This window comes from Streptomyces sp. SP17BM10 (assembly GCF_036322405.1).
Lineage (GTDB): Bacteria > Actinomycetota > Actinomycetes > Streptomycetales > Streptomycetaceae > Kitasatospora.
In genome coordinates this window covers 55,809-80,393 of the sequence record NZ_JAQYXB010000588.1, presented here as the reverse complement: position 1 = coordinate 80,393, position 24,585 = coordinate 55,809, and the positions used below count along the sequence as shown (strand labels likewise).

Below are 24,585 nucleotides of genomic sequence, written 5' to 3'. Positions count from 1 at the left end.
CCCGTCCGGTCCCCTGTGCCGGACGGGCCGACCCGTCGTGCCCCGGGATCGCGCCCGGGGCGGTCTTCGTGGGCCGCTCAGCAGCCCGGGAGGGCCTCGCAGAGCGGGGCCGTCATGCCGGTGGCGACGTACTTGTCGTCGGGGGCCGTCCAGGCCTCCTTCGGCTGGGCGCCGGCCTTGGCGGTGGCCCAGACCGACAGCTCGCTCACCGTGCCGCCGGCCACCACGACGTACTCGTGCAGCGTGACGACGGCGCCGTCGGGCTGCGGGACCGTCACGGCCGCGGCGAAGTACGGGGCGTCGGCCCCGCCCGGGGCGGTCACCTTCACGGTGGCGTTCGGAGCGGTCTTGGCGCAGTCCTTGACGGCCGCGGTGAGGTGCTCCTCGGCCAGGTTGGTGAGCTGCTTGGTGCCGCTGCTGTGGGTCGGGTCGCCCTCGAAGAGCAGGGTCTGCTGGGCCGTCCAGTGCTCGCCGCCGAAGCCGACCGTGGCCTTGGAGGCCGCCGAGCCGGTGAACATCGACGTGTCGTCCTTGGCGACCTGGGCGTGGCACAGCTCCATGCCCTTGAACACGACCGGACGCGGGACGGGGTTGGCGTTCGCGGCGAGCGGGGCCCAGTGGAGGGTGTCGTCCAGCGGGACGCTCTTGGCGTCCATCCAGGCCTTGGCCGGGATCCGGTTGCCCGTCGACGTTCCCGTGGCGCCGTCGGTGGGAGTCGCGGCGGTGGCGCTCCCGGTCACCGGAGCGGTGGTGGAGGCCGGGGCCGGGGCGGTCGTCTTGGCCGCGTCCTGGCCGCCGTTGTCGGGACCGCAGGCACTGAGGGCGCCGAGGCAGAGCAGGGCCGTGAAGGCGGCGGCGACTGTGCGGGTGGTGCGCAACTGACGGTTCCTCACGTGTCCGGTGTGCTGGATCGGGGTCGGGCACCCGGTGGCTCCCGGCCCTGGCGGGCACGCGGCGCGGCTGGTCCTTCCCCCGGACGTCCTGCCGGACGGCACCGTGCCCGACCGAGGACTGAGGGGTGCTCAGCTCGGGGGCGGCGCCGACGGCGGTCGAAACCTAGTGCTATCGAGCCATCCCTTGCAAAGTGGAGTACCGGCTGGTAGCCGGGCCTGCCCGGCAGTTGCATCCGCCCGGTGCCGAACGTGTGTGCGACCGTGGAAGAAGCCATGGCGGGGCGGCGATGGGCACCGCCGTCCGGCGCCCCGTCGCGGCCGGGCGGGTCTTCTGCCGCCTGGTGACGGGCCGTTGCGGGGAGGGGAGGGCGGGGTCGGGGACGTCAAGGGTTTCCCCGGCGAAGTTCGTGTGGGGACCAGCTGCCCGGGCGGGCGCCGCTACGCGCGGGTGCCGGGGACGCCGAGCTGGGCCGCGAGCCACGGCAGGGCCTGGGCGAAGGTCGCGGCGCCGGTCTGCCAGGTGTGCTTGCCGGAGCCGACGGCCGTCGTCGTGCGGATGCCGTCCTTCTTCGCCGCGTCGTTCAGCACCCTGGCCGACTCGATCTGGCCGTGCTCCTCGTCGCCCTGGCCGAAGTAGCCGGACACGCCCTGGTACTTGGGGTGGTGGGCGAGGACGGTCACCGGGTCGTGCGCGGACCACGCGGCGGCGTCACCGCCGTAGAGCTCCTGGACGGTGTGCTCCTTGTCGCCGATGTACGGGCCCTTGTCGCCCGAGAAGTCCCCGAAGTGGGTGAAGACCGTGGGGTGTTCGACGGTGAGGTCGAAGGCGCACGTGCCGCCCATCGACCAGCCGGCCACGCCCCACTTGTGCGGGTCGGTGGCGGCGTTGAAGGTCTTCTGGACGAACGGCGGGACGTCCTTGACGAGATGGCTCTCGGAGTTGCCGTGCGGGCCGTCCACGCACTCGGTGTCCACCCGGAAGCCGCCGGTCGCGTCCACGAAGACGAGGATCGGCGCGAAGCCGTTGTGCTTGGCGGCGAACGCGTCCGCGGTCTTCACCGCGTCGCCGGAGCGGATCCAGTTGTCCGGCGCCGAGAACTCGCCGCCGATCATCTCCAGCGCCGGCAGCTTGGGCCGGGTCTGGCTGCGGAACCAGGCGGGCGGCAGGTAGACCAGCTCCTGGCGGTGCGCGAAGCCGCTGGCGGTGTCCGGGATGTCGACCTGGACGATGCGGCCGGTCCTCGTCTTCCCGTGCATCGAGCCGAGCTGCGCGAGCGTGATCTGGTCCGGCAGCGGGTCGCCGCTCAGCTCGCCGACCGCGTCGCCGATGGTCGGGTAGTAGCCGGTGGCCACGTTCAGGCTGTTGGCCGCCGCGAACAGCGCGAGGAAGGCGGCGAGCGGCGCCAGCGCCCGCCGCCACCAGCGGGCGCCGCGCCAGCCGAACCCGAGGACGCTGAACGCCGCGACCGCCACACCGCTCCACAGCCAGACGCCGAACGGGATCGGGTCGGTGATGCCGGACAGGGTCAGCACGCCGGCCGCCGCGAGCGCGGTCAGGCCCGCCGCCGTCCCCAGGGCGATCGGGCCCCACTTGACGCGCCAGGTCCGGTCCCGCCAGCCGACCGCGGTGACGAACAGGACGACGGCGACGGCCTGCACGGTCCACGGGAACCAGCCGCCGAGCAGCGAGACGTTCATGCGGCGGAGGCTAGGGCGGGGACATGAGAGGGCGGTTAAAGGCTGGTGATCGTCTGATTGCCGGCTGGGAGGGGGCTGGGAGCCCCTCGCACCGGCGGCGAAGGCGCTGAGCACGAAGTGGCCGCCGGGCGCGAGGACCCGGTCGAGCAGGGCGAGGTAGCCGACCCTGCGGTGCGGCGGCAGGTGGTGGAGGCAGCCGGAGTCGAGCACGAGGTCGTACCGGGCGTGCGGGACCGTCTCGACCATCTCGGCTTCAGGGCGCGCGACATGAGGAACGGTCAGGATCGCTCATGCGTTCGGACGGGTGTGGACGAAGAACTGGTGACCCTGCGCCCGATCGCCGAAGCGGACCTGCCGGTCCTCCACGTGATGACGAACGACCCCGACGCGCTCGGGGAGTTCCAGTGGTACGGCTGGCGGGACTTCGGGCCCATCCGCCGGCAGTTCGCCGAGGACGGGCTGCTCGCCGACCACCGTTCGTTGCTCGCGGTGGAGTCCGGGGGCGCGTTCGCGGGATTCGTCTCCTGGCGGCAGGCGGGCCTGCGGCCGACGTCGGCCTACTGGAACATCGGCGTGCAGCTGCTCCCGGAGGCGCGCGGCCGCGGCATCGGCACGGAGGCCCAACGGCAGCTCGTGGCCTACCTGTTCGCGCACACCCCGGTGATGCGGCTGGAGGCGGACACCGAGGACACCAACGTCGCCGAGCAGCGCGCCCTGGAGAAGTGCGGCTTCACGCGCGAGGGCGTCCAGCGGGCCCTGACCTTCCGCGACGGCGGCTGGCGCGACGTCGTGCGCTACGGCATCCTGCGGACGGACCCGCGACCCTAGGGCCGTGGCCCTAGGAAGCCTCGACCGGCTCCGGGCCGGTGCCGGGGTCGCGGGTCAGGAGGTAGCGGGCGCCGGGACCGGAGGCGGCGGCGCGGTCGGCGGCGTTGTAGAGCGCGCAGCGGGAGAGCGAGAGGCAGCCGCAGCCGATGCAGCCGGTGAGCTTGGCCTTGAGGCGCTCCAGTTCGGCGATCTGCTCGTCGATCCGGCTCTGCCAGGAGGTGGCGACGGCGTCCCACTCGGTGCCGGTGGGGACACGGTGCTCGGGGAGGCGGTCGAGGGCGACGCGGACCTCCTCGAGGGAGAGGCCGACGCGCTGGGCGGCGCGGACGAAGGCGACGCGGCGCAGCGTGGCGCGGGTGTAGCGGCGCTGGCCGCCGGCGGTGCGGGTGGCGTGGATGAGCCCGAGGCTCTCGTAGTAGCGCAGGGCGGAGGTGGCGAGGCCGCTGCGTTCGGCGAGCTGGCCGATGGTGAGGAGGTCGTGGCGGGTGGGGCCGTGGCCGGGCGCTGCGGTCATGCGGTCACTCTAGCGGCGGACTTCAAGCGGGCTTCAAGCGGACTCAGGGGGACGTCTGGGAGCGTCTCGTACTGCTGGTCAACGGGTGCCGAAACACTCCTTGGCGAGGTCGCCGAGCGGGCGGCCCGCCGGCTCCAGCTCCCGCAGGTACCAGGGCAGGTGGCTGTGGACGGGGAGCAGCGTGTACGCCATCAGGAGGCGGGGTTCGAAGGGCCGCCCGTAGGAGGTCGAGAGCCGACGGAGCGTCGGCCGAGGGCACCTTCGGGGGGCGCTTGACTTCAAGCTGGCTTCACGTTGCAGCATCGTGGTCATGACGACGAAGACGCAGACGAACTCGACGTTCCGCGACCTCCCGGCCCTCATGGCCCTGATGACCGGCGACGAGAAGCACGGCCCCGCCGCCACCTCCACGCTGGACGCGCTCTGGGTGCTCTACGACCGGGTCCTGCGGGTGACCCCGGAGACGGCCGAGGAGCAGGACCGCGACCGCTTCCTGCTCTCCAAGGGTCACGGCCCGATGGCGTACTACGCCGTGCTCGCCGCCAAGGGGTTCATCGACCCCGAGGTGCTGCCGAGCTTCGGCGCGTACGACTCGCCGCTCGGCCACCACCCGGACCGCATGCTGATCCCGGGCGTCGAGATCGCCTCCGGTTCGCTCGGCCACGGCCTGCCGCTGGCCGTCGGCACGGCGCTCGGGCTGCGCGCCCAGGGGCTGGCCGATCCGGCGGTGTGGGTGCTGCTGGGGGACGCGGAGTTCGACGAGGGCTCCAACCACGAGGCGGTGGCCTTCGCCGGCGCGTATGGGCTGGACCGCCTGCACGCCGTGGTCATCGACAACTCCTCGGCCACGCACGGCTGGCAGGGCGGCATCGCGGCCCGGTTCGCGGCCGAGGGCTGGTCGGCGGAGACCGTCGACGGCCGCGACCACGAGGCGCTGCACGCCGCCTTCACCGCCCCGCACCCGGGCCGCCCGCGGGTCGTGGTGGCCCGCGTCGAGCCCAAGGACTCCTGAGCACCGCCACCGGAACGCAACAGCCCGACTTCGCAGGAAAACGAGGGGACTTCACCGATGGAAACCATGCGCGAGCGCTTCTTCGACGTCACGACCGACCTCCTCGACCAGGACCCGCGCGTCGCCCTGGTGCTCGCCGACATCAGCGCGGCCTCCTTCGCCCCGGCCGCCGGGCGCCACCCCGACCGCGTGATCAACGTCGGCATCCGCGAGCAGCTGCTGATCGGCGCGGCCGGCGGCCTGGCGCTGACCGGGATGCGCCCGATCGCCCACACCTTCGCCAGCTTCCTGGTCGAGCGCCCCTTCGAGCAGGTCAAGCTGGACCTGGTCCACCAGGGCGTCGGGGCGGTCCTGGTGAGCGCGGCGGGCTCGTACGACTGGCCGGCCGGCGGCCGCACCCACATGTCGCCGGGCGACGTCGCGCTGCTGGACACCCTGCCGGACTGGACCGTCCACGTGCCGGGTCACCCGGACGAGGCCGAGACGCTGCTGCGCCACGCCGTCGCGGACGGCGACAGCACCGTGTACGTCCGCCTGTCCGCGCACCGCAACGAGGCGCCGGTGGCCGTCGAGCCGGGCCGGTTCACCACGGTGCGCGAGGGTTCGGGCGGGGTGGTCCTCGCCGTCGGCCCGATGCTGGACGCGGTGCTGGCGGCCACCGAGGGCCTGGACGTGACCGTGCTGTACGCCGCCACCGTCCGCCCGTTCGACGCGGCCGGGCTGCGCGCGGCGCTGGGCGAGCGGCCGGACGTCGTGCTGGTCGAGCCGTACCTGGCCGGGACGTCCGCGAACGAGGCCCACGCGGCGCTGGCCGACCGCCCGCACCGGGTGCTGGGCCTCGGCGTGCCGCGCGAGGAGCACCGGCACTACGGCTCGATCCCCGAGCACCTGGCGGCCTACGGCCTGGACGCGGCCTCGCTGCGGGAGCGGATCGCCACCTTCCTGTGGTAGCCGCGGCCGGTCACAGTGCGACGATGGCCACCGCGTCCGCGCCCAGCCGCACCGCCGGACCGTCCGGCGCGGCGGAGCCGTCCAGCGCGGCGGGCCCGAACGCGGCCACCACCTCCCGCCCCCGGCCGCCCAGCGGCAGCGCGGCCCCGTCGGCCCCGAGGTTGACCGCCACCCGGTACGGCCCCCGGTGGACGACCAACCACCGTGCGGCCTCGTCGAATTCGACCCGCACCGCCCCCAGGTCCGGATCGGCCAGCTCGGGCCGCTCCCGCCGCAGCCGGATCAACCGCCGGTGCCAGTCGAGCAGTTCGGCGTGCGGCCCGCGCCGCGGCTCGGTCCAGTCGAGCACCGAGCGCAGCACGGTCGCCGGCTCCTGCGGGTCCGGGACGTCCTCCGCGCGCCAGCCGTGCTCGGCGAACTCCCGGCGCCGGCCCTGCCGGACGGCCTCGGCGAGGCCGGGGTCGGTGTGGTCGGTGAAGTACTGCCAGGGCGTGGTGGCGCCCCACTCCTCGCCCATGAACAGCATCGGGGTGAACGGCGAGGTGAGCACCAGCGCCGCGCCGGCGGCGAGCCGCCCGGGGGTGAGCGTGGTGGAGATCCGGTCGCCGAGCGCCCGGTTGCCGATCTGGTCGTGGGTCTGCAGGTAGCCGAGCAGGCGGTGCCCGGCGGCGGCCGGCGCGAACGGCCGGCCGTGGCTGCGGCCGCGGAAGGCGGACCACGTGCCGTCGTGGAAGTACCCGCGGGTGAGCGTCTTCGCGACGGCGGCGAGCGGCGCCCGCGCGAAGTCGGCGTAGTAGCCCTGGGATTCGCCGGTCAGGGCGGTGTGCAGGGCGTGGTGGAAGTCGTCGCTCCACTGGGCGTCGAGGCCATGACCGCCGGCCTCGCGGGGGGTGGTGGTGCGCGGGGTGTTGAGGTCGGACTCGGCGATCAGGAACAGCGGGCGGTTCGTGGTCGCCGCCAACTTGCCGACCTCTTCGGACAGTTCGTCCAGGAAGTGCAGCGCCCGGTCGTCCGCGAGGGCGTGCACGGCGTCCAGGCGCAGCCCGTCGACGCGGTAGTCGCGCAGCCAGGAGAGCGCGCTGCCGATCAGGTAGCCGCGCACTTCGTCGGAGCCCGGCGCGTCGAGGTTCACCGCGGAGCCCCACGGGGTGTGGTGCCGGTCGGTGAAGTACGGGCCGTACGCGGGAAGGTGGTTGCCGGAGGGGCCGAGGTGGTTGTGGACGACGTCGAGGATCACTCCGAGGCCCGCGCGGTGCGCCGCGTCGACGAAGCGCTTGAGGCCCTCGGGTCCGCCGTAGGGCTCGTGGACGGCCCACAGGCAGACGCCGTCGTAGCCCCAGCCGTGCTTGCCGGGGAACGGGCAGACGGGCATCAGCTCGACGAAGTCGACGCCCAGGTCGACGAGGTGACCGAGGCGTTGGGCGGCGCCGTCGAAGGTGCCGCGGGGGGTGAAGGTGCCGACGTGCAGCTCGTAGACCACCGCCCCGGGCAGCGGGCGGCCGCGCCAGCCGGTGTGCGACCAGCGGAACGCGGCGTGGTCGACGGCCCGGCTGGGTCCGTCGGGGCCGTACGGCTGTCGGGGCGAGCGCGGGTCGGGCAGCGGGGGGCCGCCGTCGAGCCGGAACGCGTAGTCGCCCTCGGGCGCCTCGCCGCCCCACCAGCCGTCCCGGTCCGGGAGGCGGTCCAAGGGGTAGGGGGCGCCGTCGACCTCGACCTCGACCCGCTCTGCGGCGAGCGGTGCCCACACCTCGTACGGCCTCACGCCGGGCTCCTCCTGGTCAGCAGTGCCACGGGGTACGTCGCCAGCAGGTCCGCGGCCGGCACCGGTCCGGCCTGGTGCGTCCGGTGGGTCAGCGCGTCCGTCCACGGGCCGCCCGAGGGCAGGTCGAGGAAGGTGTCCCGCCAGCCGCCGGCGTGCTCCAGGCCGTACGGGAGGCGGGTGACGACGGTGATCACGTCGTCGCCGCGGGCGAAGGCCAGCAGGTGGTCGGAGGCGAGGCCGGTGGCGGGCAGCGGGCGGTAGGGGCCGAGCGGGCGGGAGCGCCGCAGGTGCAGGGCCGTCGTGGTGAGGTGGAGCTTCTCGCGGGCGAGGTCGCCGGGGCGCGGGGTGGCGGCGTCGGTGAGCCGGACGGCGAGGGCGCCGAGGTCGACGACGCCGCGGTTGTCGGGGTCGACGAGGGTGTACAGCGGCTCCTCGCCACCCTGGTAGAGGTCGGGCACGCCGGGCACGGTGAGGTGCAGCAGTGCGGCGGAGAGCGTGTTGGAGCGCGCGTACGGCGCGAGCGCGCGCACCTGGCCCTCGATGCGGGGGAGCAGGCCGGGGTTGTCGTACACGGCGCGGGCGCGGTCGGTGAGCGCCTGCTCGAAGCGGGCGTCGGGGGTCGTCCACGAGGTGCGCAGCTTGGCCTCGCGGGCGGCCTTGAGGAGGGCGGCGACGAGGCGGTCCGGGTCGATCGGCCAGGCGGCGACGAGGGTGTGCCACAGCAGCCAGTCGCCGTCCCGGTCGTCGCCGGGCCCGGCCGCGGCGGACCACGCCGCGGCCTCGGCGGCCCAGGCCCCGGGCTGCTCGGCGAGGACGGCGAGGCGGGCGCGGGCGTCGGCGCTGCGCTTGGTGTCGTGGGTGGAGAGCGCGGTCATGCTGTGCGGCCAGGCGCGTTCCAGGTACCGGCACCAGTCGTGGAAGTCCGCGGGGTGCAGCCCGGGGCGGGCGGGTTCGCCGCCGACCTCGTTGAGGCCGGGCAGGGCGTTCCACCGGTAGAAGGCGGTGTCCTCGACGCCCTTGGCGGCGACGGCGGCGGCGGTCTGGGCGAAGCGTGCGCAGAACTCGTCCTTCGCGGGCGCGCGTCCGAGCTCGCCGAGGGCGAGGGCGGCGACGAGGCGGTCCGTCGCGTCGGCCGTGTCGTCCAGCACGGAACGCAGGTACGCGTCGTCGGCGGCCTCGCCGGGCCGCGCGTAAGGCCGGTAGACCGGGTACCCGGTGAGGAGCCGCTCCAGCGAGGCGCGCAGCTGCCAGGGCGCGTGGTCGGCGTGCTCGGGCTCGGTGGCCCCGATCCGCATCGCCAGCCGGACCAGCCGGTCGACCTCGGCGGCGAGCTCGCCGTGCGGTCCGGTCATCTCGGCCCGGCCGCGCAGGGCGGCGGCGACGGCCGGGTGAGGGTCCCCGCAGGGGTCGGCGGCGTCGGCGGGGTGGTCGGCGGGCCCGTGCAGGAAGGCGTCGTAGGCCGCGGCCAGCCGGATCGCGCCGGCGCGGTCGGTGAGCACCCCGTCGATGCGGCGCAGCGCGTCGTACCCGGTGGTGCCGGCGCACGGCCAGTCGGCGGGCAGCCGCTCGTCCCCGGTGAGGATCTTCTCGACGACGGTGTAGGCGCCGCCGGTGGCCGCGGCGAGGCGGGCCAGGTAGCCGCGCGGGTCGGCGAGGCCGTCGGGGTGGTCGATCCGGAAGCCGTCGAGGACGCCGTCGGCGTGCAGGCGCAGCAGCACGGCGTGGGTGGCGTCGAAGACCTCGGGCTCCTCGACCCGCACGGCTATCAGCTCGTTGACGGTGAAGAAGCGCCGGTAGTTGAGCTCCGTGCGGGCCAGGCGCCACCACGCGAGGCGGTACCACTGGCGGGCGAGGAGCTCGCCGAGCGGCAGGTGTCCGGTGCCGGGGCGCAGCGGCAGGACGTGGTCGTGGTAGCGCAGCTCGTCGCCGTCGACGGTGATCCGGCCGAGTTCGTCGCCGAGCCGCCCGCCGAGCAGCGGCAGCAGGACCCGGCCGCGTCCGGGGGCGTCGGCGGGGCCGGGCTGGGCGGCCCAGTCGATGTCGAACCAGCGTGCGTACGGGGAGTCGGGCCCGTCGCGCAGGACCTCCCACAGCTGCCGGTTGAGCCGTTCGGGGACGGGCACGGCCATGTGGTTGGGCACGACGTCGGCGAGCAGCCGCAGCCCGTGCCGGTGCGCGGCGGCGGCGAGGTCGCGCAGGGCCTCCTCGCCGCCGAGCTGTTCGCTGATCCGGCCGTGGTCGACGGTGTCGTAGCCGTGGGTGGAGCCGGGGGTGGCCTCCAGGAGCGGGGAGAGGTGGAGGTGGGAGACGCCGAGGGCGGCGAGGTAGGGGACGGCGGCGGTGGCGTCGCGGAGGGTGAAGCCGGGCTGGAGCTGGAGGCGGTAGCTGGCGGTCGGCGCCCAGGACGGGGGGACACTGGCGGCCGGGCGGGTCCGTGCGGGCTCGGCGGCGGAGGTCATAGCTCCATGAGTACCCGGGGGAGCCCGCCGCCAAGACCCGTTGCTGATCCGAACAGGTGACCGCCCGCGGTTTCACGCCGGGCGCTGGAGCACCATGAGCGAGCGGTCGGTGAGCCAGAGCGTGTCCCCGGCCTTGACCCGGGCGCCGGTGCCGGGGGCGGGCAGGCGGGGCTGGGCGGTGTCCACGACGACCTGCCACTCCTGCCCGTGGTCGACGGGGACGGTGAACTCCAGCGGCTCGAAGTGGGCGTTGAACATGAGGAGGAAGGAGTCGTCGACGATCCGCCCGCCGCGCCGGTCGGGCTCGGAGATCGCGTAGCCGTTGAGGAAGACCGTGAGCGACTTGGCGTAGCTGGCGCCCCAGTTGCGCTTGGTCATCTCCTCCCCGCTCGGGGTGAACCAGGCGATGTCGGTGAGGTCGTCGTGGCCGCCCGGCCCTGCCGCCGCGCGGCCGGCGGCCGACTGCCCGGAGACGGGCCGCCCGTGGAAGAAGCGGCGGCGGCGGAACACCGGGTGGTCGCGGCGCAGCCAGATCATGCCCTGGGTGAACTCCAGCAGCCGCGCCTGTGGCCCGTCCTCCTGTGGCCAGTGCACCCAGGTGAGCTCGTTGTCCTGGCAGTAGGCGTTGTTGTTGCCCTGCTGGGTGCGGCCGAGCTCGTCGCCGTGGGAGAGCATCGGCACGCCCTGGGAGAGCATGAGGGTGGCGATGAAGTTGCGCTGCTGGCGGGCTCTGAGCTCCTCGACGGCCGGGTCGTCGCTCGGGCCCTCGGCGCCGCAGTTCCAGGAGCGGTTGAAGGACTCGCCGTCCCGGTTGTCCTCGCCGTTGGCGGCGTTGTGCTTCTCGTTGTAGGAGACGAGGTCGCGCAGGGTGAAACCGTCGTGGCAGGTCACGAAGTTGATGGAGGCGATGGGCCGGCGGCCGTCGTCCTGGTAGAGGTCGGAGGAGCCGGTGAGCCGGGAGCCGAACTCGGCGAGCGCGGCGGTCTCGCCGCGCCACAGGTCGCGCACGGTGTCCCGGTACATGCCGTTCCACTCCGTCCACAGCGGCGGGAAGTTGCCGACCTGGTAGCCGCCCTCGCCGAGGTCCCAGGGCTCGGCGATCAGCTTGGCCTGGGAGACGACCGGGTCCTGCTGGACGAGGTCGAAGAAGGAGGAGAGCCGGTCGACCTCGTGGAACTGGCGGGCCAGGGTGGCGGCGAGGTCGAAGCGGAAGCCGTCGACGTGCATCTCGGTGACCCAGTAGCGCAGCGAGTCCATGATCAGTTGGAGTACGTGCGGGCTGCGCATCAGCAGGCTGTTGCCGGTGCCGGTGGTGTCCTCGTAGAAGCGCTGGTCCTGGGCGAGCCGGTAGTAGGAGACGTTGTCCAGGCCGCGTAGGGAGAGCGTCGGCCCGAGGTGGTTGCCCTCGGCGGTGTGGTTGTAGACGACGTCCAGGATCACCTCGATCCCGGCCGCGTGCAGCGCCTTGACCATCGACTTGAACTCCTGCACCTGCTGGCCGCGGTCCCCGGTGGAGGAGTAGGAGGAGTGCGGGGCGAAGAAGCCGATCGTGTTGTAGCCCCAGTAGTTGGCGAGGCCGAGGTCGCGCAACCGGTGGTCGCGGACGAACTGGTGCACCGGCATCAGCTCGATCGCGGTGACGCCGAGCTTGGCGAGGTGTTCGATCACCGCCGGGTGGGCGAGGCCCGCGTAGGTGCCGCGGATCTCCTCGGGGATGCCGGGGTGCAGGCGGGTGAGGCCCTTGACGTGCGCCTCGTAGATGACGGTCCGGTGGTAGTCGGTGCGCGGCGGGTGGTCGGTGCCCCAGTCGAAGTAGGGGTTGATGACCACCGAGTGCATCGTGTGCGGGGCGGAGTCGAGGTCGTTGCGGCGCTCGGGGGCGCCGAAGTGGTAGCCGTAGACGGACTCGTCCCAGTCGATGTTCCCGCTCATCGCCTTGGCGTACGGGTCCAGGAGCAGTTTGGCGCTGTTGTGCCGCTGGCCGAGGCCGGGGTTGTACGGTCCGTGGACGCGGAAGCCGTAGCGCTGGCCGGGCTGGATGCCCGGGAGGTAGGCGTGGCGCACGAAGGCGTCCGTCTCGCGCAGCTCGACGGCGCTCTCCGAGCCGTCCTCGTCGATCAGGCACAGCTCGATCCGGTCGGCGCTCTCGGAGAACACCGCGAAGTTGGTGCCGGCCCCGTCGTAGGTGGCACCGAGGGGGTAGGGCTTGCCGGGCCAGACCTGCATGAGTCCTCAACTTCCTTGCCCAAAAAGAAGACTGACGTCCAGTCCAAGGGATCAGCGGCTGTCTTCCCGGCCGTGTGGCCGGGCATGTGCGGCGTTCGCGCGCCGTGACGCACGGCACAGTCCGCATACTCCACGACCCTTCCCCCGGTCGCCGGGACCCGTGCCCGGCGTTAGCCCGAACGGGCGTCCGGGCGGTATTCCTCCGATTAAGCGCGGCGCTGTGGCGGGTGGGTCCCCTGGTGCCTCCGCGCCCCGTCGGGCAACCGGCTGCGGACGGCTCTCGGCGGGCAGTACCCTTGATCGTCGGGCCGCCCCGGCCCTCGTGGCGGACCGTCAGCCGGCCGGTCGGTCGGCCGGTGGCGCGGGCCGGGTCCGCGGGGATCCCGGCAGGCCGAAGACCCGGCAGGACCCAAGGCAGTACGCGGAAACAACCAGATGAGGTGGCGCATGGTGTTCCCCGCCGGCGGCCGCGGCGCGGGGCCCGACGGCCCCGACCGGGGCGGCGCCCGCAGCGAGGCGCCGACGGTGGTCATGCGCCCCACCCTGACCGGCCGCTCCCTGGTGCCCGCCCAGAGCGGCCCGGTGGAGATCCCCGCCCTCGCCTGGTCCGGCGCCGAGTGGGAGGACGCCTACCAGCGCGTGCGCCTGTCCGGGCGGGCCTACGTCTGGCTCAACCTGGTCGAGCAGCGGCTGCGCTCCCTCGTCGACGAGGTCCTGTACCCCGTCTACGCCCCCGCCCACGGCGAGGACTGGGTCACCGCCGCCGCCGGACCGGCGGGCGAGGAGTGGGCGCACCGCGCCGGCGCCGTCCGCGAGGTCAGCCGCCGCAAGGGCTACCTGCTCGACCCCGCCGACGACGACCCGCTGGTCTTCCTCACCCTGCCCCAGCTGCGCGAGCTCATGGTCCAGCACTGGCCGTGTTTCGAGCCCTACCTCGCCGACCGGCGCGAGATCGAACTCGCCCTGGACGAGCTGGAGGTGGCCCGGCACGTGGTCTCCCGCAACCGCGTCCTGACCCAGACCGTCCTCGCCCAGACCGAACGCGCCGCGGCCCGCCTGCTCGCCCTGCTCGACGGCGGCACCGGCGGGGTGCCCGCGGACGTCGTCGAGTCGCTGGTCGCCGGCCGGTACGCGGACGTCGTCGCGGTGCACGCCGACCGGGTCCGGCTGCAGCGCGACCTGCCCGTCGAGGACCTCCTGGACGGCGCCCGGAAGCTGGACGCGCTCGGCATCGGCCTGGGCATGCTCTGCCAGAACTACACCGGCAAGCGCCTGGTGCGCCTGGCCGGCGAGGGCTGCCGGATGCGGCTGCTGTTCCTCAACCCGGCGAGCAGCGCCGTGCGCCGGCGCGAGCGCGAACTCGGCATCGGACGCGGTGAGTTGTCCCGCTCGATCGAGATGAACATCATGCACGTGCGCCGGGTGCGGGCCCGGCTGCGCGACCCGGGCGGCTTCGAGATCCGGGTCTTCGACGAGACCCCGCGCTTCACCGCCTACCTGGTCGAGGGCCCGCGGCCGGACGGCCGCGGCGGGCGCCGGGCGAGCCGTGACCTCGGCGTCGTCCAGCCCTACCTGCGCCGCGCCCGCGGCATGGAGTCGCCCGCGCTCGTCCTGCGCGGCGGCGCCGGCCAGCAGCCCGGCGGCACGGAGGCGGGCCTGCTGGAGGTCTACCGCGAGGAGTTCGAGGGCGTCTGGGGGGACTCCCGGCCCGTGTCGTGAGCTGCGTCATCGGGGCCGCTGGTGGGAGCGGGAGCGGCGGTGCCAGACTGCGCGCCGTGAACAGCCTCCCGCACTGGACCCTGGAGCCCGCCCGGCCCGAGGACGTCGAACGCGTCTGCGACCTCAAGGGCCGGGTCATGCGCGCCGACCTGGAACGCCTCGGCCGCTGGGACCCGCAGCGCTCCCGCCGACGGGTGCGGGCCGCCTTCTCCACCGCGCACACGTCCGTCCTGCTGGTCGAGGGGGCCTTCGCGGGTTCCCTCAGCGTCCGGCCCGACGAGCGGGGCGGGCGCCACCTGGAGCTGTTCTACCTCTCCCCGCACCTCCAGGGCCGGGGCATCGGCACCGCCGTGCTGCGCCACGTCCTCGCCGAGGCCGACGCGGCAGGGGAGCCGGTGCGCCTGGTCGTCCTGCGGGGCAGCGCCGCCCAACGGCTGTACGAGCGCCACGGCTTCGTCCTCGAACGGGAGGACGGGGTCGACGTCCTCCTCGTTCGTGAACCCCGGACCCCGCAGGATCGTTTCGCCGTTTGAGATGGCCACAGCAGGCGCATACGTGGTAGGCATAGCCCCCGTGATGATCACGGGGGATGAGGCCGTTCTGCGCCTCGAACAACTGCACCGCACCTACGGAACCGGCCCGGAGTCCGTCCACGCGCTCAGGGGGGTGGACGTCGAGTTCGCGCGCGGCACCTTCACCGCCGTCATGGGCCCCTCCGGCTCCGGCAAGAGCACCCTGCTCCAGTGCGCCGCCGGCCTCGACCGGCCCGACACCGGCCGTGTCACCCTCGACGGCACCGACCTCGCCACGCTGACCGAGACCCAGCTCACCGTCCTGCGCCGCGAGAAGCTCGGCTTCGTCTTCCAGGCCTTCAACCTCGTCGGCTCGCTCACCGCCGAACAGAACGTCGGCCTGCCGCTGCGCCTCGCCGGGCGCCGTCCCGACCCCGCCGACGTCCACCGCGCCCTCGACCAGGTCGGCCTCGGTCAGCGCACCGGCCACCTGCCCTCCCAGCTCTCCGGCGGCCAGCAGCAGCGCGTCGCGATCGCCCGCGCCCTCATCGCCCGCCCGCAGGTGCTGTTCGCCGACGAGCCCACCGGCGCCCTCGACAGCTCCAGCAGCCGCGACGTCCTCGCCCTCCTGCGCGACCTCGTCGACCGCGAGGGCCAGAGCACCGTCATGGTCACCCACGACCCGGTCGCCGCCTCCTACGCCGACCGCGTGCTCTTCCTCGCCGACGGCCGCCTCGCCGACGACCTCGCCCGCCCCAGCGCCCAGCAGGTCGCCGAGCGGATGACGGCCCTGGAGACGGTGGCATGAGCGAGCGAATCATCAAGAGGCGCGCGTGGGTGAATGCCCCTGGCGAGCGAAGCGAGGCGGGCGCATGAGCGAGGGAAGCGAGCGAATCATCAAGAGGCGCGCGTGGGTGAATGCCCCTGGCGAGCGAAGCGAGGCGGGCGCATGAGCGTGGCGACCCTCCTGCCCGTCGCGACCGCCGGCCTGCGCCGCCGCAAGGCCGCCTTCGCCGGCTCCTACGTCGCGCTCACCCTCGGCGTCACCCTCGTCGCCACCACCGGCACCCTGCTCGACGACACCGCCGGCGACGACTCCCCGCTCGGCGCGCCCTCCCTGCACAAGGTGCTCACCTTCACCGCCGGCATGGCCGCCTTCGTCGCCGTCTTCGTCGTCGCCGGCACCTTCGCCTTCGCCGTCGCCCAGCGCCGCCAGGAGATCGCGATGCTGCGCGCCGTCGGCGCGACGCCCCGCCAGGTCGTGCTGCTGATCACCGGCGAGGCCGCCGCCGTCGCCCTCGCCGCCGCCGTCTCCGGCTGCCTGCTCTCCCTGCCCGCCGCACCCGCGCTCGCCGCCTGGCTGATCGCCCGCGGCGCCGCCCAGGAGGGCTTCACCTCACACCCCGCGCTCACCCCGATGCTCGTCGCCGCCGCCGTGGGCCTGCTCGTCGCCCTCCTCGGCGCCGTCAGCGCCGCGCTGCGGGCCGGGCGGGTCCGCGCCGTCGAGGCGCTCGGCGACGCCGCCGTCGACCGCAAGGTCATGACGCCGCTGCGGTGGACCTGCGCCGGCGCCCAACTCCTCGCCCTGGTAGGGGCGGTGGGCTACTACCTCGCGGCCCCGAGCATGCCGCCCGCCCCCGGCGACCAGCCCGACGACCCGCAGCTCGCCTCCCAGTGGGTCATGGCCGCCGACCTCATGACGATCGCCGCGCTCGCCCTGTTCGCACCGCTGCTCGTCCCGCCGCTCGTCCGCGCCTTCAGCGCCCCGCTCCGCTGGACCGTCGCCGCCGCACCCCTGCTCGCCCGGCAGAACGCGCTCACCGCCGTCCGCCGCACCGTCTCCACCGCCACCCCCGCCTTCCTCACCATCGCGCTCACCGGCACCGCCGTCGGCGCCACCGCCGCCTTCGCCGACGCCATGACCGCCCAGGGCCGGGCCACCGCGGCGGCCCACTACGTGCTGCGCCCCGGCGCCGTGCCGCTGCCCGTCGACACCCTCGCCCGGCTCACCGCCGACCGGCCCGGGCTGCGCGCCACCGCCACGACTCCCACCGTGATCACCGGCCTCGGTGCCGACACCGCGTCCTTCGCCGACCACGGCGAGGACTCGGCCGCCTCCGTGCCGTCCGCCGCCACCGTCGTCACCGGCGACCTCGCCACCGCGTGGACCCTGCCCGCCGTCGAGGGCAGCGCCGCCGACCTGCACGGCGCCACCCTCGCCGCCTCCGTCCACCAAGTGCGCGGCCACGGCTGGAAGCTCGGCGACCAGGTCGACCTGCGGCTCGCCGACGGCACCGTCACCAGCCTGCGGCTCGCCCTCGTCTACCGCACCCAGCTGGGCCTCGACGAGGTGCTGCTCAGCGGCGACGCCGTCACCCCGCACCTGGCCGGCGCCCGCCCCGGGGCCGTCCACCTCTCCGAGGCGCCGGCCGCGACCTTCGGCGGCACGCTCACCGACGCCCGCGACCCCGGCCCCGACCCCGGCGCCCACTACGCGTGGATCGCCACCAGCACGATCCTCGGCCCGGCCCTGCTCTACGCGCTCATCGCCATCGTCAACACCATGGTGATGTCGGCCGCCGACCGCCGCCGCGACTTCGCCGTCCTGCGCCTCGCCGGGACGGTGCGCCGGCAGGTGCTGTCGATGGTCGCCCTGGAGGCCGTCCTCGTCGTGGCCACCGCCGCCGTCCTCGCCCTGGCCGTCACCGCGCTCACCCAGTGGGGCGCGACGGCCCTGATCGACCACCGCATCCTGGCCGGCCAGACCGAGATCGCCTACCGGCTCCCGTGGACCCCGCTCGCGGCAGCATCCGCCGTCTGCCTGGCCCTCGCCGTCCTGTCCAGCGTGATCCCCAGCCGCCTCGCCCTCACCCGCCCGGCCAGGTAGGACGTGGACCTCCGACCGCCCCCGCGGCCGGGTTGTCGGTGGGGCGGGTCATGATAGGGGCTGTTTCGCGCAGCAGGACGGAAGGACGCACCCCATGAGGGAACGAAGCGAGGCGGGCGTATGAGCGCGCGGAGCGAGCGAGTCGTTGAGGGGTGCGCGCGGGCGACTGCCCCTGTCGAGCGAAGCGGGGCGGGCGCATGAGTTGGTGGCAGCAGCCACTGGTCGGCTTCGACCTGGAGACCACGGGCACCGACCCGGCCGTGGACCGCATCGTCACGGCCGCGCTCGTGGACACGGTCGGGAGCCGCCGGGTGGGGGTCGCCGGCTGGCTGCTCGATCCCGGGGTGCCGATTCCCGCCGAGGCGGAGGCGATCCACGGGATCGGGGACGAGGTCGCCCGGCGCAAGGGGCGGCCGGCCAAGGAGGCGGTGGAGGAGATAGCCGGGGCGCTCTGCGAGCGGCTCGCGGCGGGGCGGCCGGTGGTCGGGTTCAACGCGCCCTTCGACCTCTCCCTCCTCGACGCCGAGCTGCGCCGGCACGGGCTGGCGACGCTCGCCGAGCGCCTCGGCCGTCCGGTCGGGCCGGTGCTGGACGCGCTGGTGATCGACCGGGCGGTGGACAAGTACCGCAAGGGCTCCCGCACCCTGCAGCGCGTCTGTGAGGTGTACGGCGTCGAGCTGACCGACGCCCACGAGGCCGGCAGCGACGCCCTGGCCGCCGTCCGGGTCGCCGTCGCCCTCGCCGAGCGCTACCGCGCCGAGGTCGGCGACGTGGCCCCGGCCGACCTGCACGAGCGTCAGGTGCACTGGTACCGGGAGTGGGCCGAGGGCCTCCAGGCCTGGCTGCGCCGCGGCAAGGACCCGCAGGCCGTCGTGGACCCCCGCTGGCCGTTGCGCTAGCGGCCGGCGCGTCCTGCCACACTCCTCGGGTGATCACCAGACCCGCCCGACCCGCCGACCCGCCCGGTTTCCTCGCCCTCGCCACCGAGGTCGAGCACGGGTTCGGGCCGGTGGTGGACGACCCCGGGTTCCGCCGGGCCGTCGTCCGCGGCATCGACCGCGGGCGCGCCACGGTGGTGGACGGCGCCGACGGCGGCCTGCTGGGCGGTCTGCTGTTCGGTGGTGAGCCGCCGGTGCACCACCTGCACTGGCTGGTGGTCGCCGAACGGGCCCGGGGGGCGGGCGTGGGCCGGGCGCTGGTCGAGGACGTGTTGCGCCGGCAGGTCCTGGCCCGCCCGGCGACCGCCGAGGTGGTGACGTTCGGCGCGGACCACCCGGGGGCGGTCCGCGCCGGAGCCCGGGAGTTCTACGAACGGCTGGGCTTCACGCCGGCCGAGGCGGCGGGGCCGGGGCCCGAGGGCGGCTCCCGGCAGGTCTACCGGCTCGCCGTCGGCTGATCTACTGGAGGTCGAGCCCGACGGGGTGGCCGAGGTCCTCCGGGCAGACGAAGACGTGCAGTTCGCCGTGGCGGCCGACGCTGAGGTCCGGGTCGTCCCCGCTCTCGACGGTGAGCAGGTGCCGCATCCGGGCGCCGCACGCGCCGCAGTCGACGGGGATCAGGTCGGTGGAGCGCCAGGACGGCCAGCCGCCGAGCTTCCAGCCGGCGGCGCAGGCCAGGCCACGGTGGTACTCGGTGCCGTGCCGTTCGGCGAACTCCTCGGCGGAGGCGTGGAGTTCGCCGGGCAGTTCGTCGCGGTCAGGGAGGTCGCGGATCTGCTCGGGGCGTAGCACGCACGGCTCGGGCAGGTACTCGTCGTCCGAGCGCCGGGGCGGCGGGGGAGTGCGGGGCGCGAGGTCGGCGGCGCGCTGCCAGTGGAGTTCGACGGCGGGACCGTAGTAGTAGCGCTCGCCCTGGATGTCGTCGTGGTCGTTGGGGCACCAGAGCGCCTGGAGGACGTCGGTGCCGTCGGGCCAGGGCAGGTGGGGTGCGTCGGCGGCGCGCACGCGCAGGAGCGGGACGAGGGCGACGGCGTCGGCGGGCGGTTCGGCGACGGTGCGGTGGGTGCGCCAGTTGACGTGGTCGAGCGAGTCGGCGCCGGCCATGATCCGCCGGGTCTCGGCGAGTTCGTCCTCGGTGAGGGTGTGGGCGCCGCCGTGCTCGCGGGCGCGCTCGCGCACGGCGAGGTCGATCGCCGTCATGATCTCGCGGTCACGCGGGGGCACGTCCTCGTGGGCGTCGTCGAGGTGCGTGGCGGTGCAGTGCGGCCAGGGCGCGCCGTCGGGCCAGAACGCCGGGCCGCCGAGTGAGCTCCCTTGGGCGGTGGGCGTTCCGGCCTCGGGGTGCAGCAGGGTGGCCGGTCGCAGGTAGGGCGCGAGGGCGGGCACGGCGTCGACCAGGCCGGCGGGGGTGGGGTCCGTCACGCGGCTCACCGTAGCGGACGGCGCCCGGGCCGCCGTCCGCTACGGTCGGGCCCTATGCCGCCGGGAAGTCGAAGGTGTAGCCCTGGGCGACCAGCCACGGCAGCAGCTGCTTGAGCGCGGCCACGGTCTGGCTGCGGTCGCCGCCGCCGTCGTGCATGAGGATCACGCCGCCGGGCCGGAGCTGGCCCTGCACGGTGGAGACGATCGCCGGCACGCCCGGGCGGGACCAGTCGCGCGGGTCGACCGACCAGCCGAGGGACTTCATGCCGAGGCCCGCCGCGATGTGTTCGTTGTCGGCGTTGAAGCCGCCGCCGGGCGCGCGGAACCAGGTGACCTGGGTGCCGGGGCCGCCGGCCTTCACGATCATGTCCTTCGCGCCGGCGATCTCGGCCACGGCCTTGTCGTGCGGCAGCTTCTGGAACGGCTGCGGGTGGTGGACGCTGTGGTCGCACAGCCGGTGCCCGGCCGCGAGGACCTTCTTGACCATGGCCGGGTTGGCGGCGGCGTTCTGGCCGATCTCGCAGAACGTGGCCTTGACGTTGTACTGGGCGAGCAGGTCGAGGATCTGCGGGGTGGCCGGGCCGGGGCCGTCGTCGAAGGTGAGGGCGACGGTCCGCCCGCCGGAGGCGGTCGAGCCGATCACGGTGGTCGCCGAGATCGGCGCGGCGGGCGCGGCCGGGGCGCCGGCGGCGGTGGAAGGGCTCGAGGTGGAAGTGTTCGCGGTGGAAGTGTTCGCGGTGGACGGGCTCGTCCCGGGGGTGTTGCCCGGCGTCCTCGGCGTGCGCGGGGTGACCGGCGGCGCGGCCGGGCTTGCCGCGGCCGCCGTGACGGGCACGCCGTCCGAGCCGGGCGCGTCCGAGCCGGGCGTGCCCGGGGTGGTCGGCGCCGGGGCGGTGGTCGGCGAGATCGTGATCGTGCCCTGCGCGGACGGCGAGGCGCCCGGCTGGAGGGCCCCGCTGGCCGTCCCGCACGCGGCGAGGCCCAGCGCGGCGACGACGGCGGCACTGCCCATGATCAGCTGGCGGCGGAGGCGGGCCGAGCGGTTCGGGGAGGCGGGCCGGCGGGCGGCGGGCTGGGACATGGCGGCGGCTCCTGGGAACTGGGGGCGGGTGCCGATGCTCTCGGTCAGGATGACTGTCCGATAGGACGCCGATCGTAGTTGCCCCGGTTGCGCACCGGACCGCTCGGGCGTAGGAGTCTTCTCACAGCCGCCCGGGTTGGCGTCCGGCCGCCGCCACGGCTATCCCGTCCGCCTCTCCCGCGCCCCTCAGAACGGGTACCAGCGCACCTCCGTCGCCCCGTCGCGCAGCGAGTCGACCCGCCGCCGGAACTCCGCCAGCGCGGCCGGGTTGCCCGCCGCCTGCTGCGCCACCCACGAGGCGCTGGCCGTCTCCCGGGCGCCGCGCAGCACCGCGAACCCCGGCCAGTCGCGCACGTCCCACCCGTACGCCGCGGTGAACGCGAGGTAGTCCTCGCCCGGCACGCCGTACCGGTCGTGGCTGAGGGCGAGCACCACGAGGTCGTGCTCGCGCAGGTCCCGCGAGACGTTCTCCAGGTCGAGCAGGACGGGCCCCCGCGGGCCGACGTGGACGTTGCGCGGCAGCGCGTCGCCGTGGATCAGTCCGGGTTCCAGATGCGGGGTGAGGTCGGGCAGGGCGGCGGCGAAGGCGTCCCGGCGGTGGCGCAGGAAGGCGACGTCGGCCGGGTCGACGTGCCCCTCGGCGGAGGCCAGCCAGCGCTCGACGGGGGCGAGGAGGTCGCGCCGGGCCAGCGGGAAGGGCGGCAGCGGCAGCCGGTGCAGGTCGCGCAGCAGCGGGGCGAGGTCGGCGGGCCGGGCGGGGCGGACGGCGGGGGCGAGCCGGTGCCAGAAGGTGACGGGGTGTCCGTCGGCGAGCTGCGGTCCGGGCGCGACGGCGTCGTACGGACGGACCACCGGGACGCCCTGCCCCTCGAGCCAGGTCGCGACGGCGAGTTCGCGCCGCGCCCGCTCCCGCAGTCCGGGGCCGCGGCCGACCTTGGCGACGACGGCGGGTTCGCCCAGGTCGAAGACGGCGTTCTCGCCGAGCGCGAGCAGTCGCGCGCCGCTCGGGTCCGGCAGGCCGGCCGCGGCGCAGGCGGCGGCGAGCAGGAGCCGGGCGCGGCCCTCGTCGAAGGGGGTCATGACCTGGCTCCGTTCCGCCGGCGTTCGTCCGGAGGCCTCCGGACGGTGATCATCATGACGCACGGGCGCCGGGCCCCGCGCGATGCGGAGCCCGGCGCCGGTCCTGCGGCGGGTCAGACCTCGACCCGGTGGCGCCGCGGCGCGGGCGCGTGCGGGGCGGTGGCGACGGGCGGGAAGGGCTCGCCGTGCGAGAGGTCCGGCAGTCGGTGGAGCCAACGCGGCAGGTACCAGTTGCGCTCGCCGAGCAGGGTCATCACGGCGGGCAGCAGGACCGCGCGGATCACGGTGGCGTCGATCAGGACGGCGACGGCGAGGCCGACGCCCATCTGCTTCATCGCCTGCATCGAGAGGGTGCCGAAGACCGCGAACACCGCCACCATGATCACCGCGGCGCTGGTGACCACCCCGGCCGTGGAGCGGATGCCGTGGGCGATCGCGGCGCGGGTCGACAGGCCGCGGTCGCGGCCCTCCTTGATCCGGGAGACCACGAAGACGTGGTAGTCCATCGAGAGGCCGAAGAGGATCACGAACAGGAACAGCGGCACCCAGGACTCCACCGCCCCGACCCCGGCGGTGCCGAGCAGCGAGGCGCCGACGCCGTGCTGGAAGACCAGCGTCAGCACCCCGTACGCGGCGCCCACCGAGAGCAGGTTGAGCACGACGGCGGTGGCGGCGACGGCCAGCGAGCGGAAGGAGGTGAGCATCAGGAGGAAGGCGAAGGCGACGACGAATCCGAACACGGCGGGCAGCGCGCCGGTCATCTTCGCGTTGAAGTCGTGCGAGCCGGCGGTCTGCCCGGTGACGGGCGCCTCGGTGCCGGGCACCTTGAGGACGGTGGCGGGCACGAGGTCCTCGCGCAGGGCCCTGAGCGCGGCGTTGCTGGTGGCGTCGTTGCCGCTGCCGTCGAGGGGGATGTCGACGGTGGCGACGTTCTGCTCGCGGTGCACGGTGACGTCCACCGGACCGTGCATCCGGCCGCTGGCCAGGGCGCGGGCCTTGAGGTCGGCGATCGCGGCGGTCATGGCGGGCGAGGTGATGTCGGTGGCCTTGATGACGACGGTGGCGGGGGCCGGGCTGCCGGGGAAGGCGGCCTCGATCTTCTGCGAGGCGGTCACGAGGGCGTTGCCGCGCGGCAGTTGCTGCTGGAAGGTCAGGTTGGCGGTGTGCATGGTGAGCAGCGGCGCGGCGAGCCCGAGCAGGAACGCCCCGGCGAGCAGGGTGGCGGCCAGCGGCCGGCGCAGCACGGGCGTGAGGACGGCGTTCCAGAAACGGCCCCCCGTGGTGGCGGCGTCCGGCCGGCGCGGTTTGCCGAGCAACGGCACCCGGCCCTTGGCGACGCGGTCCCCGAGCATCGACAGCAGCGCGGGCAGCACGGTGAGCGAGCCGAGCACGGCGGTGACCACGACGACGATGGTGCCGAAGGCCATGGCCCGGAAGTCGGCGATGCCTGTGAGGAACATGCCGGCCATGGCGACGACGACGGTGACGCCGGAGACCAGCACGGCCCGGCCGCTGGTGGCGGCGGCGACGGCGAGCGCGCCCGCGAGGTCGCGTCCGGCGGCCCGTTCCTCGCGCTCGCGGCGCAGGTAGAACAGGCAGTAGTCGACGCCGACGGCGAGGCCGACCAGCAGCATCACCGAGCTCGCGTCGTCGCTGGTGTGCAGCAGCCCGCTGCCGAGGGCGACCAGGCCGCCGGCGGCGACGAACGCGGTGAGCGCGAGCACGACCGGCAGGACGGCGGCGACCAGTGCGCCGAAGGCGACCAGCAGGATGCCGAGGGCGAGCGGGACGGCCGTCCACTCGGCACGGGAGAAGTCGTCGGCGAACTGGTCCTGGATCCACTTGCCGGAGCTCGCCTCGCCCAGTTCGACGACGGTCAGTTCGGGGTGCTGCTTCTGCACCCCGGCCACCGCGTCCATGACGGCCGGGACGTTCGCGACGGCGTCGTCACCGTCGCCCTTGAGCGTCAGCTGGACGAGCACGCCGTGGCCGTCCGCGGAGATCGCCTTGCTGTCGTAGGGCGAGCGGACGGACGCGGCCTTGCCGGTGCCCTCGACCGCGGCGATCACCTGGGCGACGGCGGCCCGGAACGCCGGTGCGTCGGCGGACAGTTCCGGGCTCTGGACCAGGACGGTCTCGCCGGCCGGGGACTTGAGGCCCGCCTCGTCGAGGATCCGCGCGGCCCGGGACACCTCCCCGGGCACCGACTCGTCGCGGGCCACCTTCGTGCTGCCGTGCATCCCGCCGAGCACGGCGGCGAGGACGACGAACAGCAGCCAGCCGAAGACGGCGGTCTTCCTGTGCCGGGCGCTCCAGGCGCCCATCGCGGCGGCCATGCCGAGCCTGGTCTTCACGGACTTCCCCCTGGGAGAGCGGCGGTCGTGCGCCGGGTGGGCGGCGGCCCCGGCCGCCGGGCGCCGGGGTGCGTCCCGGCGTCGTGAACGACGGTAGGGAAGGGCGAGTCGGGCCGTAATCCGGCTGGCGGGCTACCCGGCCCTGGGGCCCGCCTCGGGGCCGGGGTGGGGTTTTCCCTACCTTCCGACCCCGATCCCTCCTCCCCGGGGGTGGGAGCAGGCTCCACCCTGAGGGGGAGCGGTCTCCAC

Annotated in this window: 19 protein-coding genes; 9 read left to right on the top strand and 10 right to left on the bottom strand. The window is 74.7% G+C overall.

What is annotated here, in order from left to right; genetic code table 11:
* Positions 1–77: 77 nt before the first annotated feature.
* Both PUR71_RS19195 and PUR71_RS19190 read right to left on the bottom strand, forming a co-directional pair.
* Positions 78–878 (bottom strand): hypothetical protein, encoded by an 801-nt coding sequence (locus PUR71_RS19195; RefSeq protein ID WP_329928260.1) that lies wholly within the window; start codon positions 876–878, stop codon positions 78–80.
* Positions 879–1,331: 453 nt separating this feature from the next.
* Positions 1,332–2,591, bottom strand: a complete 1,260-nt coding sequence (locus PUR71_RS19190) for an alpha/beta hydrolase (RefSeq protein ID WP_329928444.1) — start codon at positions 2,589–2,591, stop codon at positions 1,332–1,334.
* Between the two features lie 321 nt (positions 2,592–2,912).
* Here PUR71_RS19190 and PUR71_RS19180 point away from each other — a divergent pair, with 321 nt between their 5' ends.
* Positions 2,913–3,419, top strand: coding sequence for a GNAT family N-acetyltransferase (locus PUR71_RS19180; RefSeq protein WP_329928259.1), 507 nt, complete (start codon positions 2,913–2,915; stop codon positions 3,417–3,419).
* Positions 3,420–3,429: 10 nt separating this feature from the next.
* Here the strand turns inward: PUR71_RS19180 and soxR are convergent, their stop codons facing one another.
* A complete protein-coding gene (soxR, locus tag PUR71_RS19175) occupies positions 3,430–3,933 on the bottom strand; it encodes a redox-sensitive transcriptional activator SoxR (protein WP_329928258.1) in 504 nt (167 codons plus the stop codon).
* Between the two features lie 310 nt (positions 3,934–4,243).
* On the opposite strand from soxR, the gene PUR71_RS19165 reads away from it, so the two are divergent.
* Together PUR71_RS19165 and PUR71_RS19160 are read left to right on the top strand one after the other, a co-directional pair.
* Positions 4,244–4,945 (top strand): transketolase, encoded by a 702-nt coding sequence (locus tag PUR71_RS19165; RefSeq protein ID WP_329928257.1) that lies wholly within the window; start codon positions 4,244–4,246, stop codon positions 4,943–4,945.
* Between the two features lie 57 nt (positions 4,946–5,002).
* Positions 5,003–5,896, top strand: a complete 894-nt coding sequence (locus tag PUR71_RS19160; RefSeq protein ID WP_329928256.1) for a transketolase family protein — start codon at positions 5,003–5,005, stop codon at positions 5,894–5,896.
* A 10-nt stretch (positions 5,897–5,906) separates the two neighbouring features.
* Here the strand turns inward: PUR71_RS19160 and treZ are convergent, their stop codons facing one another.
* From treZ to glgX, 3 genes are all read right to left on the bottom strand, one after another.
* Positions 5,907–7,658, bottom strand: coding sequence for a malto-oligosyltrehalose trehalohydrolase (gene treZ / locus PUR71_RS19155; RefSeq protein ID WP_329928255.1), 1,752 nt, complete (start codon positions 7,656–7,658; stop codon positions 5,907–5,909).
* Positions 7,655–10,117 (bottom strand): malto-oligosyltrehalose synthase, encoded by a 2,463-nt coding sequence (treY, locus tag PUR71_RS19150; RefSeq protein WP_329928254.1) that lies wholly within the window; start codon positions 10,115–10,117, stop codon positions 7,655–7,657. The genes treZ and treY overlap by 4 nt, the downstream gene beginning before the upstream one ends.
* Positions 10,118–10,189: 72 nt before the next feature.
* Positions 10,190–12,343 (bottom strand): glycogen debranching protein GlgX, encoded by a 2,154-nt coding sequence (glgX, locus tag PUR71_RS19145; RefSeq protein ID WP_329928253.1) that lies wholly within the window; start codon positions 12,341–12,343, stop codon positions 10,190–10,192.
* A 447-nt stretch (positions 12,344–12,790) separates the two neighbouring features.
* On the opposite strand from glgX, the gene PUR71_RS19140 reads away from it, so the two are divergent.
* The 6 genes from PUR71_RS19140 (at position 12,791) to PUR71_RS19115 (ending at position 18,857) form a co-directional block, all read left to right on the top strand.
* Positions 12,791–14,062, top strand: a complete 1,272-nt coding sequence (locus PUR71_RS19140; protein WP_329928252.1) for an SAV2148 family HEPN domain-containing protein — start codon at positions 12,791–12,793, stop codon at positions 14,060–14,062.
* Positions 14,063–14,118: 56 nt separating this feature from the next.
* Entirely contained in the window at positions 14,119–14,595 is a 477-nt protein-coding gene (locus PUR71_RS19135; RefSeq protein ID WP_329928251.1) for a GNAT family N-acetyltransferase, read from the top strand.
* A 43-nt stretch (positions 14,596–14,638) separates the two neighbouring features.
* Positions 14,639–15,382, top strand: a complete 744-nt coding sequence (locus PUR71_RS19130) for an ABC transporter ATP-binding protein (protein ID WP_329928250.1) — start codon at positions 14,639–14,641, stop codon at positions 15,380–15,382.
* Positions 15,383–15,523: 141 nt separating this feature from the next.
* Positions 15,524–17,461: an ABC transporter permease gene (locus PUR71_RS19125; protein WP_329928249.1), complete on the top strand. Its 1,938-nt coding sequence runs from the start codon at positions 15,524–15,526 to the stop codon at positions 17,459–17,461.
* A 197-nt stretch (positions 17,462–17,658) separates the two neighbouring features.
* Positions 17,659–18,360: an exonuclease domain-containing protein gene (locus PUR71_RS19120; RefSeq protein WP_329928248.1), complete on the top strand. Its 702-nt coding sequence runs from the start codon at positions 17,659–17,661 to the stop codon at positions 18,358–18,360.
* 29 nt (positions 18,361–18,389) lie between these two features.
* Complete coding sequence (locus PUR71_RS19115; protein WP_329928247.1) at positions 18,390–18,857, top strand: GNAT family N-acetyltransferase; 468 nt, start codon at positions 18,390–18,392, stop codon at positions 18,855–18,857.
* 1 nt (position 18,858) lies between these two features.
* Here the strand turns inward: PUR71_RS19115 and PUR71_RS19110 are convergent, their stop codons facing one another.
* The 4 genes from PUR71_RS19110 to PUR71_RS19095 all read right to left on the bottom strand — a co-directional run bounded on the left by PUR71_RS19110 (position 18,859) and on the right by PUR71_RS19095 (position 24,318).
* Positions 18,859–19,821: a hypothetical protein gene (locus PUR71_RS19110; protein ID WP_329928246.1), complete on the bottom strand. Its 963-nt coding sequence runs from the start codon at positions 19,819–19,821 to the stop codon at positions 18,859–18,861.
* Between the two features lie 52 nt (positions 19,822–19,873).
* Positions 19,874–20,902: a polysaccharide deacetylase family protein gene (locus PUR71_RS19105; protein ID WP_329928245.1), complete on the bottom strand. Its 1,029-nt coding sequence runs from the start codon at positions 20,900–20,902 to the stop codon at positions 19,874–19,876.
* Between the two features lie 186 nt (positions 20,903–21,088).
* Positions 21,089–21,982: an aminoglycoside phosphotransferase family protein gene (locus tag PUR71_RS19100; protein ID WP_329928244.1), complete on the bottom strand. Its 894-nt coding sequence runs from the start codon at positions 21,980–21,982 to the stop codon at positions 21,089–21,091.
* Between the two features lie 113 nt (positions 21,983–22,095).
* Entirely contained in the window at positions 22,096–24,318 is a 2,223-nt protein-coding gene (locus PUR71_RS19095; protein ID WP_329928443.1) for an MMPL family transporter, read from the bottom strand.
* Positions 24,319–24,585 lie beyond the last annotated feature (267 nt).